The sequence below is a fragment of the Micromonospora sonchi genome, from assembly GCF_014646235.1.
GTDB classification, from domain to species: domain Bacteria; phylum Actinomycetota; class Actinomycetes; order Mycobacteriales; family Micromonosporaceae; genus Micromonospora; species Micromonospora sonchi.
On the sequence record NZ_BMNB01000013.1, the window covers coordinates 22,268 to 38,565 of the forward strand.

The window sequence follows — 16,298 nt, forward strand, 5'->3', positions numbered from 1 at the left end:
CGTCACCGAACGCCGCCCGGTTCCTGGGATTCCCAGAACGATCGGTCGAGCCTGATTCATGAACCGGACGGTGGGGCGGTTTACGGGCGGCCGGTGGTCTGCCGCACCGCATTCTGGGCCGACCCGGCAGCCGGCGTGACGAGCGAGAGCCGACGCGTGGCGATCCGCCAGCCGATCGCGTACACCAGCGTGACCAGGCCGCAGCCGGCCAGCACGACGCGCTCGTCCACCACGTCCACCACTCCCGCCACCACCAGCTGGCTGACCGAGATCGCCAGGGTCGCCAGCATCATGTCGGTGGCGAACACCCGCCCGCGCAACCGGTCCGGCACCTCTACCTGCAACGCGAAGTTGGACATCACCCAGTTGCTGCCGCCGGCGAAGTGCGCCACGAAGACCAGGACCAGCACCAGCGGGAACCAGGGCGCCACCGAGGCGCCGAGGTAGGCCAGTCCGTACGCCGACATGGACAGTGCCAGCCCCGGCAGCAGCCACGCACGGTTGGTCAACACCCGGCGCATCAGGATCGGGCCGACCAGGGCGCCCGCGCCGCGTACCGCGAACAGCAGGCCGGCGCCCACCGGGCCGACCGCGTACACCCCGGCGAGCAGCGGGAAGACGGTCAGCACGCCATTACCCAGGCCCACCGCCGACTTCACCGTCACCAGCGCCAACACCCGCGGGCGGTGCCCGATGTAGCCCAGCGCCTCGCGGATGGCCGTCCAGGTCCGTGGTGCCGCACCGCCCTGCTGCTGCGGGGCCTGCAACGGCCGACGGATGAGCGTGGTCAGACCGGCGGCGGCGACCAGGGCGGTCCCGCCGATCCAGAAACAGACGTACGGCCCGGCCACGGCGGTGAGCACGCCACCGAGCGACGCGCCGACGATGGTCATCGTGCCCCACGCCGACCCGGCCACCGCGTTACCGGCGGCCAGTTCCTCGGAGTCGAGCACGTTGGGCACGGCGGCCTGCGCGGCCGGGGAGTAGAACGCCTTGGCCACCGCGACCACACCGATGCCGAGCATGGCCAGCCAGGCCGTATCGGCGCCGCGCACACCGAGCAGGAGCAGCACGCCGGCCAGCGCGGCGACGTTCGCGACCATCATGATCTTACGGCGGTCGAACCGGTCCGCGATGGTGCCGGTGTACGGCAGCAGCAGCGCCACGATGCCGGTGTCCACGGCGAGCACCAACGCGCCCCACACACCGCTGCCGGTCAGCTTCGGCAGCAGAACCAGCAGCGGCACCATGACGAACCAGTCGGCACCGAACACGACCAGTTGGGCCATGAACAGGTTGCGGAAGTTCCGGTTACGGGTGAGGACGGAGAGGGTGGACGCCACGGGCGGACCATACCGGGCAGTTTCCGGTGGTCGAGTCGCAGCGCGGACATGCGACGTCCCCGGTGGATCGGGACCCACCGGGGACGTCGCGTCGGCCTGCTCAGCTGCTGGGCGGGAAGGGCGACTGGCGGCTCTTCGGCAGCCGGAGCACCTCGAACTGGTCGGTGCCGTCCACCAGCGCGCCCGAGGGTGCCGCCGGCACCGGCCGGCTCTGCGGCGCGGGGGCGTCGGCCCCGGCCGAGGCGCCCACCGGAATCGACTCGGCTGCGGCCGGCTCGCTCTCGACCCGGTCCGGGCCGGTGTCCGGTCGCTCGTCGACGACGGTCGCGCCGGACCGGCGCTGGCGCCGCGTCCGTAGCGACTGCTTGGTGTCCTCCACCATCGCGTACAGCGTCGGCACCAGGATCAGGGTGAGCAGGGTGGAGCTGAGCAGCCCACCGATCACCACGACCGCCAGCGGCCGGGAGATGAAACCGCCCTCGCCGGTGAGCCCGAAGGCCATCGGCATCAACGCGAAGATGGTGGCGATCGCGGTCATCAGGATCGGGCGCAGCCGGTGCCGGCCACCCTCGACCACCGCCTCCCGTACGCCCAAGCCCTGGGCGCGGTACTGGTTCACCAGGTCCAGCAGCACGATGGCGTTGGTCACCACGATGCCGACCAGCATCAGCACGCCGATCAGCGCCGGCACGCTCAGCGCGGTGCCGGTGGCCAGCAGCAGGGCGACCGCGCCGGTGGCCGCGAACGGGATGGAGACCAGCAGGATCAGCGCCTGGACCATGCTGCGGAACGTCGCCATCATGATCAGGAAGACGATCGCGATCGCGGCCAGCACGGCCAGGAACAGGTCGCCGAAGGTCTCCCGCTGCTCGGCACCGACCCCGCCGAGCGTGAGCGTCGCACCCGGCACGTCGATCGCGTCGAGCCGGTTCTCCAGCTCCTTGCTGATCGCGCCGAGGTCGGAGCCGGTGACCGTGCCGGTCACCGAGACACTGCGTTCGCCGTCGATCCGCCGGACCTGCTGCGGCCCCTCGGTCTCGGTGACCTCGGCGATGGCGTCCAGCCGCACCGGGCCGACCGGCAGCGCCTTCAGCTCCGCCACCGTCACCGGCGGCTGCGCCGACAGGCGCAGCACCACGTCCCGCCGGCCGCCGTCGAGGCTCACCTGGCCCATCGGCGTACCGCGGAACGCCTGCCCCACCAGCTCGCCGACCGCGGCCTCACTGAGCCCGGCCCGGCTGGCGGCGACCCGGTCGACCGTCACGTCGATCCGCGGCACCCGGTCGGCCAGGGTGGTCGACACGTCCTCGACGCCCGCGATACCGGCCAGCGCCGCCTGGGCCTGCTCGGCGGCGCGGGCCAGCGCCTCCGGCTCGGCGGCCCGGACCACCACCGCCAGCTCGTTGGCGGACGCCCCGCCCTGACCCGCCGGGAAGGTGATCTCGCCGGCCGCCGGGCCGAGCTGCGCCAACCGCTCCCGCAGGATGCCGCGCATCTCGGCGGCGTCGGTGTCGCCGTCGAGCCGCAGCGCGTAGCTGGCCACGTTGTTGCCGGCGCGGCCGCCCCACGGCGTGTCACCGCCGCCGGCGGTCACCTGGTACGACCGGACGCCCGGGGTGTCCGCCAGCACCTCCTCGACGCGTCGGGCCGCGGCGTCGGTCCCGGCCAGCCCGGTACCGACCGGCAGCTCCTGCCGGATGTTGAGGGTGTCCTGGCCGGAGTCGTCGAGGAAGTTGGTCTCCAGCTGACGGGCCAGGCCGAAGGTGCCGGCCAGCACGAGCAGGCTGGCGGCCAGCGTCGCCCAGCGGTAGGCCCGCCGGCCGGTGGCGAACCGGATGACCGGCAGGTACGCCCGTTGCAGGGGGCTGCGCAGCTCGCGCTGCTCGGCGGCCCGGCGGATCGCGGCACCGTCGGCCCCGGTCACCGGCTTGAGGAACCAGTACGCGAGCACCGGGACCACCGTCAACGAGACCAGCAGCGAGGCGAGCAACGCCACGGTGACGGTGATCGCGAACGGCGCGAACAGTTGGCCGACAAAGCCGCCGACCAGGGCGATCGGGGCGAAGACCGCCACCGTGGTCAGGGTGGACGCGGTGACCGCCCCGGCCACCTCACGGACGGCGGTGAGGATCGCCCCGCGCTTCGCTCCGCCGTACGTCAGGTGGCGCTTGATGTTCTCCAGCACGACGATCGAGTCGTCCACCACCCGGCCGACGGCGACGGTCAACGCGCCGAGGGTGAGCAGGTTGAGCGAGTAGTCGCCGATCCAGAGCGCGAGCAGCGCGACCACCACGGACAGTGGGATGGAGACCGCGGTGACCACCGTGGAGCGCACCGACAGCAGGAACACCAGGATGACCACCACGGCCATGATCAGACCCAGCAGGCCCTCGGTGCTCAGCGTCTCGATGGACTTCTCCACGAAGGGTGCCTGGTCGAGCACGACGGTCAGCTCGGCATCGGTGGCCTCGCGCAGCTCGGCGAGCCGCTCGGTGACCGCGTGCGAGATCTCCACGGCGTTGCCGTCCGGGTCCGCGGTGACCGCGATACCCAGGCTCTCCGCGCCGTTGGTCCGGGTGATCGCCGTGGCCGGGGCGAGCTGTTCGGAGACCGTGGCGACGTCGCCGAGGCGGACCGGGCCCTTCTTGCCGGCCGGCGGCGCGACGACGATGCCGCGCAACTCGTCCAGCGTGGTCAGCGGGGCACCGACCTGCACCGGCAGGCTGCGCTCACCGTCGACCACGGCGCCAGCCGGCACCGTCACCCCGTTGACCCGCAACGCGGTGCCGATGGCGGTCGGCGGCACCTTCGCCCTGGCCAGCTTGGCCGGATCGGGCGAGATCACCACGAGGTCGTTCCGGACGCCGGTCAGCTCGACGCTGCGGACGCCCTCGATCGCCGCCAGCTCCGGCACCACGGTGTCGCGCAGCTTGCCGGCCAGGGCGCGCTCGTCGCCACCACCGCTCGCGGCCAGTACCACGGCGGGCAGGTCGTCGGTGCTGCCCGCGAAGATCTGCGGGTCGACGCCCTCGGGCAGGCGGGTACGGTTCAGCGCGGTCTGCATCCTGCCGACCACGTCGTCCAGGTCGGTGCCGAACTCGTACTGGACGGTGATGGTGGTGAGACCCTCACGGGAGGTGGAGGTGACGGTGTCGAGGTCGGGAATGCCGCGCAGGCTGTTCTCGATCGGCTCGGTCACCTGCGACTCGACGACCTCCGGCGCGGCGCCGGGGTACGAGGCCACGATGAAGGCGGCGGGAAACTCCAGCGACGGCAGGAGTTGCTGCTTCAGCGACGGCACGGCGTACACACCGAACGCCGTGGTCACCACCGCGATGAGGGCTACCAGCCCCCGGTTGGCGAGGCTGAATCTGGCGAGCAGCGACATCGGTGTGGCTCACTCCTGAGGGAGACGGTCCTGGGGTACGAGCAGTGTGCCCGACCCGATCCGCCCGTCGGTCTCCGGGGCGGCACCGATCCCCAACGATGCTGAAGAGATCGACTTCGCCGCTGACTCATGATCAACGGTGGGTGGAGTGGGGGGTCAGGTGAGGTCCAGGGAGCGGGCGGCGGCGATCGGGTCGTTGGCGATGGTGACCGGGGCGGGGGCGGTGGAGATCGCCCACTCCGGGTCCTTCAGGCCGTGGCCGGTGACCGTGCAGACCACGGTGGACCCGGCCGGCACCCGGCCGGCGGCGGCCTGCTGGAGCAGGCCCGCCACGCTGGCCGCGCTGCCGAGTTCGACGAATACGCCGACCTCCCGGGCCAGCAGTCGGTACGCGGCGAGGATCTCCCGGTCGGTGACCGCCTCGATCAGGCCGCCGGAGGCGTCCCGGGCATCGAGGGCCTTCGTCCAGCTCGCCGGGTTGCCGATCCGGATGGCGGTGGCGATGGTGGACGGCTCAGGCACCACCTGCCCGGTGACGATCGGCGCGGCGCCGGCGGCCTGGAAGCCGTACATCCTCGGGGTGCGGCTGGCGTTGCCGGCCGCCCGGTCCTCGGTGTAGCCCATCCAGTAGGCGGTGATGTTGCCGGCGTTGCCCACCGGCAGGCAGTGGATGTCCGGCGCGTCGCCGAGCGCCTCGACGATCTCGAACGCCGCCGTCTTCTGGCCGTGCAGCCGGTCGACGTTGACCGAGTTGACCAGGGCCACCGGGTAGTCCTGGGAGAGCTTCGCGGCCAGGGCCAGGCAATCGTCGAAGTTGCCGTCGATCTGGAGCAGCTTGGCACCGTGCACCAGCGCCTGGGCCAGCTTGCCCAGCGCGATCTTGCCCTGTGGCACCAGAACCGCGCAGGTCACCCCGGCCCGGGCCGCGTACGCGGCGGCGGAGGCGCTGGTGTTGCCCGTGGAGGCGCAGATGATCGCCTTGTTACCGGCCTCGATCGCCTTGGAGACCGCCATCGTCATGCCGCGGTCCTTGAAGGAACCGGTCGGGTTCGCGCCCTCCACCTTGAGGTACACGTCGCAGCCGAGCCGGGCGGAGAGCACCGGCGCGGGCAGCAACGGGGTGTTCCCCTCGTGGAGGGTGACGATGGGCGTAGCCTCGGTGACCGGCAACCGATCCCGATAGGCGTCGATCAGGCCCCGCCACATGTCGCTCTCCTCATTCCTCGTCTGCCCGTTCGGCCGCCACCAGCGTCGCGCAGCCTCGCGAACCGGCTCCGGGCGCACTCCCGTCCACCCACCTGACGGGACGCCCCCGTCACAGCATGCGTAGCCGAGTGTCGGTCACAGGCCGCCCTCGACGCGCAGCACGCTCGCCACCGACCGGACGATGTCCAGGCCGTGCAGCTCGCGGACGGTCGCCGCGAGCGCCGCGTCCGGCGCCACGTGGGTCACGATCACCAGTACGGCGTCGCCGTTGCCGCCGCCCGACGGGCCCTGCCGCACCGTGGCGATGGAGACGTCGTGCCGGGCGAACACCCCGGCCACCGCCTCCAGCACGCCCGGACGGTCGGCCACGTCGAGGCTGATGTGGTAGCGGGTGAGCGCCTCCCCCATCGGCCGGACCGGCAGGGCCGCGTACGCGGACTCGCTGGCCGCGCGGACCCCGGCGAGCCGGTTGCGGGCCACCGCCACCACGTCGCCGAGCACCGCGCTGGCGGTCGGCGCGCCACCCGCGCCCCGCCCGTAGAACATCAACTCTCCGGCGGCCTCAGCCTCGACGAAGACCGCGTTGAAGGCGTCGCCGACGCTGGCCAGCGGATGGGTCAGCGGGATCATCGCCGGGTGCACCCGAACACTGATCGTCTCCCGGCCGGCCGCGTCCGCGCCCCGGGCGGCGATGCAGAGCAGCTTGATCGTGCAGCCCATCGCCTTCGCGCTGGCCACGTCGGCGGCGGTGACCTCGGTGATGCCCTCCCGGTGCACGTCGGCCGCGCCGACCCGGGTGTGGAAGGCCAGCGAGGCGAGGATGGCCGCCTTGGCCGCCGCGTCGAAGCCCTCCACGTCGGCGGTCGGGTCGGCCTCGGCGTACCCCAACTCGGTCGCCTCCTCCAGCGCCTCGGCGAAGCCGGCACCGGTGGCGTGCATGGCGGAGAGGATGAAGTTGGTGGTGCCGTTGACGATGCCGGTGACCCGGGTCACCCGGTCCCCGTGCAGCGACTCCCGCAACGGCCGCAGCAGCGGGATCGCCCCGGCCACCGACGCTTCGTAGTAGAGGTCGCCACCACCCTCGGCCGCCGCGTCGTGCAGTGCGCCGCCGTCCTCGGCGAGCAACGCCTTGTTGGCGGTGACCACGCTCTTGCCGGCCCGCAGCGCCTCCACCAACCAGCTACGCGCCGGCTCGAGCCCGCCGACCACCTCGACCACCACGTCGACGTCGTCGCGCTTGATCAGCCCGAGCGCGTCGGTGGTGAACAGGGCCGGGTCGACCGGCAGGTCGCCGCGGTGGCGTCCGATCCGGCGTACCGCGATGCCGGCGATCTCCAGGGGGGCACCGATCCGGGCGGCGAGGTCCGCCGACTGCTCATGCAGCAGCCGGACCACCTCGGCACCGACGGTGCCGCAACCGAGCAGGGCCAAGCGCACAGGTGACTTCATTCCACGTCCAAAGCGAGCAGGTCCTCTTCAGTCTCACGTCGAACGATCAGCCGAGCCTGGCCGTTACGGACCGCGACCACCGGGGGTCGGGGCACATGGTTGTAGTTGCTGGCCATGCTGCGACAGTAGGCGCCCGTGCCGGGCACCGCGACAAGATCTCCGGGCTGCACGTCAGCGGGCAGAAATTCATCCTTCACCACGATGTCCCCGGATTCACAATGCTTTCCCACCACGCGGGCCAGCATCGGTTCCGCGTCGCTGGCCCGCGAGGCCAGTGTCGCGGAGTACGAGGCGTCGTAGAGCGCGGTGCGGATGTTGTCGCTCATCCCCCCGTCGACGCTGACATAGGCACGACGATCATCGGCCGGGTCGTTACCGGTGCCGATCAGCACGGACTTGACCGTGCCCACCTCGTAGAGGGTGAACACGGCCGGGCCGACGATCGCCCGGCCGGGCTCGATGGACAGGCGCGGTACGACCAGTTGCTCCGCCGCGCACTCGGCATCCACGATCTTGCGCAGCCGCTTGCCCAGCTCGTGCGGCTTCGCGGGGTCGTCCTTGGTGGTGTACGCGATGCCGAAGCCACCGCCGAGATCGAGTTCGGGCAACTCCACCCCGCGGGCGTCCCGGATCTGCGCCTGAAGGCCCAGCACCCGGCGGGCGGAGACCTCGAACGCGCTGGTGTCGAAGATCTGCGAGCCGATGTGCGAGTGCAGGCCGCGCAACTCCAGCACGTCCTCGTCGAGGATGCGCAGCGCGGCGGCGATGGCCGCCCCGCCGGCCAGCGAGAAGCCGAACTTCTGGTCCTCGTGGGCGGTGGCGATGAACTCGTGGGTGTGCGCCTCGACCCCGACGGTGACCCGGAGCAGCACCCGCGGACGCACGCCCCGCTCTCTGGCCAGCGCGGTGAGCCGGTCGATCTCGGCGAACGAGTCGACGATGATCCGGCCGACGTTGGCGTCCAGCGCCCGGCGCAGCTCGGCCACCGACTTGTTGTTGCCGTGGAAGCCGATCCGCTCCGGCGGTATCCCGCCAGCCAACGCCACGGTCAGCTCACCGCCGCTGCACACGTCGAGGAACATGCCCTCCTCGGCGATCATCCGGACCACCGCGCGGCAGAGGAACGCCTTGCCCGCGTAGTAGACGTCCTCGTTCGGGAACGCCGCCCGGAATTCCCGGCAACGCGAGCGCAGGTCGTCCTCGTCGAGGACGTACACCGGCGTGCCGAACTCGGCGGCGATGTCGCGTACGTCCAGGCCCGCGACGACCAGCGCGCCGGCGTCGCCGCGCCGGGTGTTGCGCGGCCACAGCTGCGGCACCAGGGCGTTGACGTCGACCGGGGTACGCAGCCAGGCCGGCCCCCGGGTGCCGATGTTGCCGTGCAGCGCACCGGCCTCGTGAGCACGCATCCGGTCACATCCTCTCTGGGGCCGAGACACCGAGCAGGTGCAGGCCGTTGGCGATGACCACCCGGGTGGCGTCGTTGAGCCAGAGCCGTGCCCGGTGCAGGTCGGTGACCTCCTCGTCACCGCGGGGCAGGATCCGGCAGTTGTCGTAGAACCGGTGGTACGCCCCGGCCAGGTCCTCCAGGTAGCGGGCCACCCGGTGCGGTTCGCGCAGCTCGGCGGCGGCGGCCACCACGGCGGGGAACTCGGCGAGCGCCTTGAGCAGCTCGTTCTCCTTGTCGTGGTCGAGCAGCTCGGGGCGGAACGACGCGGCGTCGCCCCGGATCAGACCGACCTCGGCGGCGTTGCGTCCGACGCTGGCCGTCCGGGCCGCCACATACTGCACGTAGTAGACCGGATTGTCCCGGGTCGCCCGGGTCCACAGCTCGATGTCGATGTCGATCGGTGAGTCGCTGGAGTAGCGGGCCAGCGCGTACCGGGCGGCGTCCACCCCGATCGCGTCGACCAGGTCCTCCAGGGTGATCACGGTGCCGGCGCGCTTGCTCATCCGCATCGGCGCCCCGTCCCGGACCAGGTTGACCAGCTGACCGATGAGGATCTCCAGGGTCTGCTCGGGGTCGTCGCCGAAGCATGCCGCCATCGCCTTCATCCGGCCGAGGTAGCCGTGATGATCCGCGCCGAGCATGATCACGACCCGGTCGAAGCCGCGTTCCCGCTTGTCCAGGTAGTAGGCGCAGTCGGCGGCGAAGTACGTCCACTCGCCGTTGGACTTGCGCAGCACGCGGTCCTTGTCGTCGCCGAAGTCGGTGGTGCGCAGCCAGGTGGCGCCGTCGGTCTCGAAGACCTGCCCCTGCTCGCGCAGCCGGGTCAGGGCATGGTCCAGCTCACCCCGGTCGTGCAGGTCCTTCTCGTTGAAGTAGGTGTCGAACTCCACCCCGAAGTCGCGCAGCGAGGACTTGATCTCCTCGAACATCAGCGCGACGCCCTCGCCCCGGAAGACCTCCTGGGCGGCGGCGTCGGACAGCTCCAGAACGTCCGGCCGGCGTGCGGTGACCTGGGCGGCGATCTCGGCGATGTACGCGCCGCTGTAACCGTCCTCCGGGGCCGGCTCGCCCCTGGCGGCGGCGAGCAGCGAACGGGCGAACCGATCGATCTGCGAGCCGGCGTCGTTGAAGTAGTACTCCGTGCCGACCTGCGCGCCGGTGGCCCGCAGCAGGCGGCTCAGCGCGTCGCCGACCGCCGCCCAGCGGACCCCGCCGATGTGCACCGGGCCGGTGGGGTTGGCCGAGACGAACTCCAGATTGATCTTCAGATCGGCGAGCCGGCCGCTGCGGCCGTACTCCGTGCCGGCCTCGACGATCGTCCGGGCGAGCTGACCGGCGGCGGCAGCGTCCAGCCGGATGTTCAAAAAGCCCGGCCCGGCGATCTCCACCGACTTGATCCCCGGCGTGCTGGCGAGCTGCGCGCTCAGCGCCGCGGCCAGCTCACGGGGCGGGACGCCCACCTTCTTGCTCAGCTGAAGCGCCAGCGTGGCGGCGTAGTCGCCGTGCTCGGGATTACGGGGTCGCTCGACCGTCGTGCGCTCCGGCAGCGCGGAGCGGTCCAGCCCTCGGTCGGCGAAGACGGCGTGAGCGGCGACGAGGACGGCTTCGGCGAGTTCTGCGGGAGTCACCGATCCATGTTATCGGGGGTAGACTCGGTCCCCGCGGCGGCGACCCGGCATCGGGGGCCGGGCCGCCGGACTCCTCTGACCGACCGACCTGACGAGGCACGATGAGCATCAGCACCCCGGGCGGCCCGCAGCGCCGCCCGACCGTGGTCAGCACCGGCAAGAAACCGGCGGCGGGTCGGCCGGCCGCCGACGCCAAGGCCGGGTCCGGCAAGCCAGCGACTCCCCAGCGTTCCGGCGGCGGCAAGGGGCCGCGCAAGCCGATCACCCCGGTCAAGGTCAGCCAGGGCCGGCCGTGGGGACCGATCGCCCTCTTCGTCGCCGTGGGTGTGCTCGCCACAGCCATCATCGGCTACGGCGCCTGGGCGACCTTCAAGGGCAGCCAGTCCTGGCAGGACAAGGCGGCGCAGATCGAGGGCATCGTCAACTTCCGCAAGACGGACCCGGAGAGCATCAGCGACCAGGAGCACCGGGCCGGCAAGATCGAGTACAAGCAGAGCCCGCCGGTCGGCGGTCCGCACAACCCCACCTGGCAGCGCTGCCTCGGCGACGTCTACGACGCGCCGATCGCCAACGAGCACGCACTGCACAGCCTGGAGCACGGCGCGGTCTGGCTCACCTACCGCCCCGACCTGCCCGTCGCCGACGTGGAGAAGCTGGCCAGCGTGATCCGCAACAACGACTTCATGCTGATGAGCCCGTACGAGGGCCTCGACGCCCCGATCTCCGTTCAGGCGTGGGGCTACCAGCTCAAGCTCGACAACGCCGACGACCCGCGGATCAAGGAGTTCGCCACCGTCCTGGCGCAGAACGCCTCGGTGGAGCCGGGTGTGCCCTGCTCCTCCGGCAACTACACCACCGGCACCGGCACCGAGCCGCGCGAGCTCGAGCCGTCGATGGGTGGTTGACGTGGCCACCGCGCTGCAGGATCCCCCGGTGGAGGAGCGGACGGGCCCGGCGGAAGCCAGCCGGAGCCCTCGGGCGCTGCGCTACCTGACGCTGGCCCTGGCGGCGCTGCTGCTGCTCGGCGTCGGCTGGACGGCCGCGACGCTGGTCGCCGGGCGCGCCCCGGGCGAAAACTCGCCCGAGGCCGGCTTCGCTCGGGACATGTCCCGCCACCACGCCCAGGCGGTCGAGATGGCCATGGTCGCGTACGCCAACGGGCAGGATCCGGCGATCCGGCAGATCGGGTACGACATGGCGCTGACCCAGCAGGGCCAGATCGGCCAGATGCAGCGCTGGTTGCAGGAGTGGAACCTGCTGCCGACGGGTTCCCGGCCGGCGATGGAGTGGATGCCCGACGGGATCACGGTGGACAACAACGGGCTGATGCCCGGAATGGCCACCCGTGAGCAGATCACCCAGCTGCACGAGGCGCAGGGCGCCGAGGTCGACCGCATCTTCATCGAGCTGATGATCAAGCACCACATCGGCGGCGTCCACATGGCCGACGGGGTGCTCAAGGCCTCCGACCGTCCCGAGGTGGCCCGGATGGCCGAGGCGATGAAGCTGTCGCAGCAGAAGGAGATCAACGAGCTGCGCAAGCTCCAGCAGGCCAGCAGCTGAGCCGCCCGCAACCGTACGATCCAGCGCCGCCCCGCTCACCACGAGCGGGGCGGCGTCGCTCTGTCACCGGGACGGGGATAAGGGGCTTCCGCGCCGTGTTGTGACCATAAGACCGATTTTCCCTTCTAGGGGTTGCTTAGGGAGTTCTGCACTCGTTGTCCAACACGTGGGGGTTGCACTCAGAGACGCGCAGCGCTCGGTCACCAGCTGGTGCCGGCGCCACACCATCGGCGGTGACGGGACGGTGGCAGCCGTCCGTCGCGGACAGCGGCAGGGTGAGCCGGGAACACTCAGCCGCGAGCAGGAGCTGGAACTGATCGACGCCCTCCGGGGCGTTCACCCCGACGCCTTCGGTCTGGACGAGGAACTGTGGACCCGACAGAGTCTGCACGCCCTGATCCAGCAGCAGTTCGGGCTGAGCCTGGATCTCGGGATCGTCGGGGCGTACCTGCGAGCCTGGGGGCTGGGGCCGCGGGAGCCCCGGGAGCGGGCCTGCGGCCTCTGCGTCGGCGCGGTCGAGCGCTGGGTACGCAGCGAGTATCCGGCGATCACCCGGGCCGCGCAGGAGCACCTCGCCGAGGTGTACTGGATCGGCCGGATCCGCCTGCGGGGCACCATGCCGGCGGCCGACGTGATCTCCGCCATCTCCGCGCGGGGCCGGGTGCGCTTCATGATCACCACACCGTCGGTGGATCCGCGGCTGCCCCGGGACTTCGTGCTCCGGCTCAGCGGCGCCGAGCAGCGCACCGTACACCTGATCGTGGACGGCTCCTGGGCCCGCAACGAGTGGCCGCGCCGACTTCCCCGCCGCATCGTGCCGCACCCGCTGCCCAGCTGCGGGCGGGCGCTGGCCCCCTGACTCGCCGATACCGATTCGGCGATCGGCTACGGGGTTTGCTAATCTTCTCCAGTCGCTGAGCCCCCGTAGCTCAGGGGATAGAGCACCGCCCTCCGGAGGCGGGGGCGCAGGTTCGAATCCTGCCGGGGGCACCAGACAGACCTCGTGCGAGTTGAGCCGGACGGCATTGCCGTCCGGCTTTTCGTTCTGGGCTGACCGGTGAAGCCGCCTACCACCGTCTCGGTGCGGAACGCCTCCCGATCCCGGTATCCCGATCCCTTCGGAAGTTCGTCCGGCAGGGGTCTACTCGTGTTGCCAACCGAGGAGAGTCACGTGCCACCGCGTTACCGCTACGAGCAGATTGCCGACGACCTCGCCAAACGCATCGCATCCGGCGAGTTCCCACCCGGCTCCAAGCTGCCCAGCCGGCGAGAGCTGATCGAGCGTTACGAGGTGACCGAACCGGTCATCGACCGGGCGATGCAGGTGCTGCGGATCAAGGGCATGACCGAGACCCTGCCGGGCGTCGGCGTCTTCGTCGCCGAGTAAATCGCTGCGTGCAAGATCGTCAAGTTGGCGATCGCATATCATCGACCACCGTGATCGAGCGGATCCTGCCCCCGGCCGTGGTGGTGGTTGAGTCCTTCAACGACCCCGACGGGGCGACGCTCTTTCCCGAGGAGGAGGCGTGCATCGCGAAGGCGGTGCAGAAGCGCCGACGCGAGTTCACCACCGTGCGGGATTGCGCCCGGCGGGCGCTGGGTCAGCTGGGCCTGGCGCCGGCGCCGATCCTGCCGGGCGTCCGGGGTGCCCCGGTCTGGCCGGACGGGGTGGTCGGCAGCATGACCCACTGCGACGGCTACCGTGGCGCGGCTCTCGCCCGCTCGGCGGAGATCGCCACCATCGGCGTCGACGCCGAGCCGCACGCGCCGCTGCCGGACGGCGTGCTCGGCGCGATCGCCCTGCCCGGCGAGCGGACCCGTACCGCGGCGCTGGCCGCCGACCAGCCGGCGATCTGGTGGGACCGCCTGCTGTTCAGCGCGAAGGAGTCGGTGTACAAGGCGTGGTTTCCGCTGACCGGCCGATGGCTGGGCTTCGACGAGGCGGACATCGAGCTGGCCCCGGACGGAACGTTCGTCGCTCAACTGCTGGTGCCCGGCCCGCTGCTCGGGGGAACCCCGGTGACCAGCTTCCGGGGCCGGTTCCTGGTCGACCGGGGCCTGCTGCTCACCGCTATCGCCGTGCCGGCCGTCGCCGGTTGAACGCGGGCGCAGGCCCGTACATCGGCACCTGCCGGACGATCGCCCACGCCACCCCCAGGACGGCCAGGCCGGTGACCGCGTGCAGACCGAAGATCAGCGGGCCGACGGTGTCACCGGACGCCCGGGCGAGCTTCGCGATCAGGACTTCGAGAGCGGTCAGTCCGGCCACGAGGGCCGGTAGCCCGATCAGCCGCCACGGCACCCGGGCCACGGCGGCGACGAGCACCATCACCACCGGCAGGAGGAAGATCACGTACCCCAGCGCGTGGTGCGGCCGATAGGACTCCTCGGGGGGCGCGCTACCGACCGCGCCGCTCGCGGCGAAGAAGAACTGCGCAACGACGACCAGCAGGAGCAGTGCCGCCAGTCCGGCGAAGACCTTACGCATCAGAGGACCTCTTAAGGTTGTCCGGCTCAGTGGTGGTTGGTGGCCGGTCAAAGCTCCGACGATCCCGTCGCCGAGAATGTGAGGTCTCTTCGTCCTCATCGGTTCGTCGCGGTCCCCCGTCGAACCGATGAGGAGAGTCGCGATCGAGGGAGAGCCGGCGACATGACCATCGGATCCACCCCAGGGGACGGCGCGCTCGACCCGGAGCTGAGCGCGATCATGAGTGAGCGACGTCAGCTCACCAATCTGGCGTACCGGCTTCTCGGTTCCCTGGCCGAGGCCGAGGATGCCGTGCAGGAGACGTACGCCCGCTGGTACGCCATGACCCCACAGCAGCGCAGCGTCATCGAGGTGCCCGGTGCCTGGCTGACCACCGTCGCCAGCCGCATCTGCCTCGACCTGCTCGGCTCGGCGCGGGCGAGGCGGGAGCGCTACCTCGGCGCATGGGTTCCCGAGCCGCTGCCCGACCGGGCCGAATGGATCGGCGAGCGGGCGGAGGACACGAACGCCGACCCGGCCGAGCGGGTCACCCTCGACGAGTCCATCACCATGGCCTTCCTCGTCGTGCTCGAGTCGATGACCCCGGCCGAACGGGTCGCGTTCGTCCTGCACGACGTCTTCCGCTATCCCTTCGCCGAGGTGGCCACGATCGTCGGCCGTACCCCGGCGGCCTGTCGCCAACTGGCTTCCTCGGCCCGTCGCCGGATTCGCGCGTCGCAGGCCCCCGGCACACCGGCGGCCCAGCGGGTCGGCGTCGTCCGGGAATTCCGGCGGGCGTGGGAGGCGAAGGACATCGCCGCCCTCGTCGCCCTCCTCGACCCGCACGCGACGGCGGTCGCCGATGGCGGCGGCCTCGCCAGCACGGTGCTCCGCCCTGTCGAGGGCGGCGAGCAGGTCGCGCGCTACGCCATCGAGATCGCCAGCCGGGTGCCGCACATGACGCTCCTGGAACGCACGGTCAACGGCGAGCCCGGCCTGGTGGCCCAGCGGGACGACGTCACCATCGCGGTGCTGGCGTTCCACGTCGTGGGCGATCGAATCACGCGCATCTGGGCGGTACGCAATCCGGAGAAGTTGCGGCCCTGGACGACGGGGTGAGGCGGCTCAGGCGGGTGGCACCCGGTACACGGGGGCGATCCGCCGGCGGCGTGTGGGGAACGCCACTGATCTGACCGATCGGTCAGGTGCTGACCGATCGGTCAGGCATCCTGGTCCCCATGGCCCGCCCCACTCCGCAGACCCACGGCGAGATCCTCGCCGCCGCGGCGCGACGCTTCGCCGCCACCGGCTACCGGGGCACCTCGCTACAGGACATCGCCGGTGAGGTGGGCTGCTCCAAGGCAGCGGTGCTCTACCACTTCGCCAACAAGGAGGCCATCCTCACCGAGTTGATGGCACCGGCGATCGAGGTGTTGCGGGCACTCGACGACCGGATCGCGGCCCAGTCGGAGCCGGCGTCGGCCCAGCGGGTCGCCGCCGAGGGCTTCGTCGACCTCGCGGTCCGTTTCCGCGGCGAGATCGCCCTGCTCCGCGGCGAGTTCCCGGAGCTGCTGCAACAGCCCGACTTCGCACACATCCAGCAGATCTCCGAGCGGCTGCTCGCCGCGCTCGCCGGGCGATCCGAGCGGGCCTCGGCCCGGATCACCGCGTTCGTGCTGCTCGCCGGCATCGCCGAGACCTGCGGCGAGTTCGCCGACGTGCCCGACGAGGAACTGCGTGACGCGCTGCTGGCGTTGCTGCGGCGGGCCCTGGCGCCCGTCCACTGACCCGTCCCACCATTCAC

14 protein-coding genes and 1 tRNA gene are annotated in these 16,298 nt (G+C 71.4%); 8 read left to right on the forward strand and 7 right to left on the reverse strand.

All coding sequences use genetic code 11. The features are described from left to right. Window positions 1-80 precede the first annotated feature (80 nt). The 6 genes from IEY61_RS15560 to argS all read right to left on the reverse strand — a co-directional run bounded on the left by IEY61_RS15560 (window position 81) and on the right by argS (window position 10,464). Window positions 81-1,343 (reverse strand): MFS transporter, encoded by a 1,263-nt coding sequence (locus IEY61_RS15560; RefSeq protein WP_189044853.1) that lies wholly within the window; start codon window positions 1,341-1,343, stop codon window positions 81-83. A 100-nt stretch (window positions 1,344-1,443) separates the two neighbouring features. Further along, entirely contained in the window at window positions 1,444-4,731 is a 3,288-nt protein-coding gene (locus IEY61_RS15565) for an efflux RND transporter permease subunit (protein ID WP_189044855.1), read from the reverse strand. Window positions 4,732-4,887: 156 nt separating this feature from the next. Beyond that, a complete protein-coding gene (gene thrC / locus IEY61_RS15570) occupies window positions 4,888-5,937 on the reverse strand; it encodes a threonine synthase (RefSeq protein ID WP_189044857.1) in 1,050 nt (349 codons plus the stop codon). A 135-nt stretch (window positions 5,938-6,072) separates the two neighbouring features. Continuing rightward, window positions 6,073-7,374, reverse strand: a complete 1,302-nt coding sequence (locus IEY61_RS15575) for a homoserine dehydrogenase (protein WP_189045096.1) — start codon at window positions 7,372-7,374, stop codon at window positions 6,073-6,075. Between the two features lie 8 nt (window positions 7,375-7,382). Next, window positions 7,383-8,795: a diaminopimelate decarboxylase gene (gene lysA / locus IEY61_RS15580; protein WP_189044859.1), complete on the reverse strand. Its 1,413-nt coding sequence runs from the start codon at window positions 8,793-8,795 to the stop codon at window positions 7,383-7,385. A 4-nt stretch (window positions 8,796-8,799) separates the two neighbouring features. Further along, window positions 8,800-10,464, reverse strand: coding sequence for an arginine--tRNA ligase (argS, locus tag IEY61_RS15585; protein ID WP_189044861.1), 1,665 nt, complete (start codon window positions 10,462-10,464; stop codon window positions 8,800-8,802). A gap of 101 nt (window positions 10,465-10,565) precedes the next feature. Here argS and IEY61_RS15590 point away from each other — a divergent pair, with 101 nt between their 5' ends. The 6 genes from IEY61_RS15590 (at window position 10,566) to IEY61_RS15615 (ending at window position 14,127) form a co-directional block, all read left to right on the forward strand. Next, a complete protein-coding gene (locus IEY61_RS15590) occupies window positions 10,566-11,369 on the forward strand; it encodes a thioredoxin-like domain-containing protein (protein WP_189044863.1) in 804 nt (267 codons plus the stop codon). A gap of 28 nt (window positions 11,370-11,397) precedes the next feature. After that, window positions 11,398-12,027 (forward strand): DUF305 domain-containing protein, encoded by a 630-nt coding sequence (locus tag IEY61_RS15595; RefSeq protein ID WP_229705938.1) that lies wholly within the window; start codon window positions 11,398-11,400, stop codon window positions 12,025-12,027. A gap of 166 nt (window positions 12,028-12,193) precedes the next feature. Beyond that, window positions 12,194-12,886, forward strand: coding sequence for a winged helix-turn-helix domain-containing protein (locus IEY61_RS15600; protein ID WP_189044865.1), 693 nt, complete (start codon window positions 12,194-12,196; stop codon window positions 12,884-12,886). Window positions 12,887-12,945: 59 nt separating this feature from the next. Next, window positions 12,946-13,020: transfer RNA gene (locus tag IEY61_RS15605), tRNA-Arg, on the forward strand. Between the two features lie 178 nt (window positions 13,021-13,198). After that, window positions 13,199-13,414: a winged helix-turn-helix domain-containing protein gene (locus IEY61_RS15610; protein WP_229705939.1), complete on the forward strand. Its 216-nt coding sequence runs from the start codon at window positions 13,199-13,201 to the stop codon at window positions 13,412-13,414. A 50-nt stretch (window positions 13,415-13,464) separates the two neighbouring features. After that, on the forward strand, window positions 13,465-14,127 hold the full coding sequence (locus tag IEY61_RS15615; RefSeq protein ID WP_189044869.1) for a 4'-phosphopantetheinyl transferase family protein: 663 nt from the start codon (window positions 13,465-13,467) through the stop codon (window positions 14,125-14,127). On the opposite strand, the gene IEY61_RS15620 is transcribed toward IEY61_RS15615, so the two are convergent. Continuing rightward, window positions 14,099-14,515, reverse strand: coding sequence for a DUF6220 domain-containing protein (locus IEY61_RS15620; protein WP_189044872.1), 417 nt, complete (start codon window positions 14,513-14,515; stop codon window positions 14,099-14,101). The genes IEY61_RS15615 and IEY61_RS15620 overlap by 29 nt on opposite strands. A gap of 162 nt (window positions 14,516-14,677) precedes the next feature. Between IEY61_RS15620 and sigJ the strand changes: the two genes are divergently transcribed. Together sigJ and IEY61_RS15630 are read left to right on the forward strand one after the other, a co-directional pair. After that, entirely contained in the window at window positions 14,678-15,613 is a 936-nt protein-coding gene (gene sigJ / locus IEY61_RS15625) for an RNA polymerase sigma factor SigJ (protein WP_189044874.1), read from the forward strand. Between the two features lie 119 nt (window positions 15,614-15,732). Continuing rightward, window positions 15,733-16,281 carry a TetR/AcrR family transcriptional regulator gene (locus tag IEY61_RS15630; protein WP_189044876.1) on the forward strand — a complete coding sequence of 183 codons (549 nt, stop codon included), beginning with the start codon at window positions 15,733-15,735 and terminating at the stop codon, window positions 16,279-16,281. The last annotated feature ends 17 nt before the right edge of the window (window positions 16,282-16,298 follow it).

Excerpts from the sequence above, each read along its gene's own strand:
- IEY61_RS15630 (WP_189044876.1), top strand. The coding sequence starts at position 15,733 with ATGGCCCGCCCCACTCCGCAGACCCACGGCGAGATCCTCGCCGCCGCG.
- lysA (WP_189044859.1), bottom strand. The coding sequence starts at position 8,795 with ATGCGTGCTCACGAGGCCGGTGCGCTGCACGGCAACATCGGCACCCGG.
- IEY61_RS15565 (WP_189044855.1), bottom strand. The coding sequence starts at position 4,731 with ATGTCGCTGCTCGCCAGATTCAGCCTCGCCAACCGGGGGCTGGTAGCC.
- thrC (WP_189044857.1), bottom strand. The coding sequence starts at position 5,937 with ATGTGGCGGGGCCTGATCGACGCCTATCGGGATCGGTTGCCGGTCACC.
- IEY61_RS15590 (WP_189044863.1), top strand. The coding sequence starts at position 10,566 with ATGAGCATCAGCACCCCGGGCGGCCCGCAGCGCCGCCCGACCGTGGTC.
- sigJ (WP_189044874.1), top strand. The coding sequence starts at position 14,678 with ATGACCATCGGATCCACCCCAGGGGACGGCGCGCTCGACCCGGAGCTG.
- IEY61_RS15620 (WP_189044872.1), bottom strand. The coding sequence starts at position 14,515 with ATGCGTAAGGTCTTCGCCGGACTGGCGGCACTGCTCCTGCTGGTCGTC.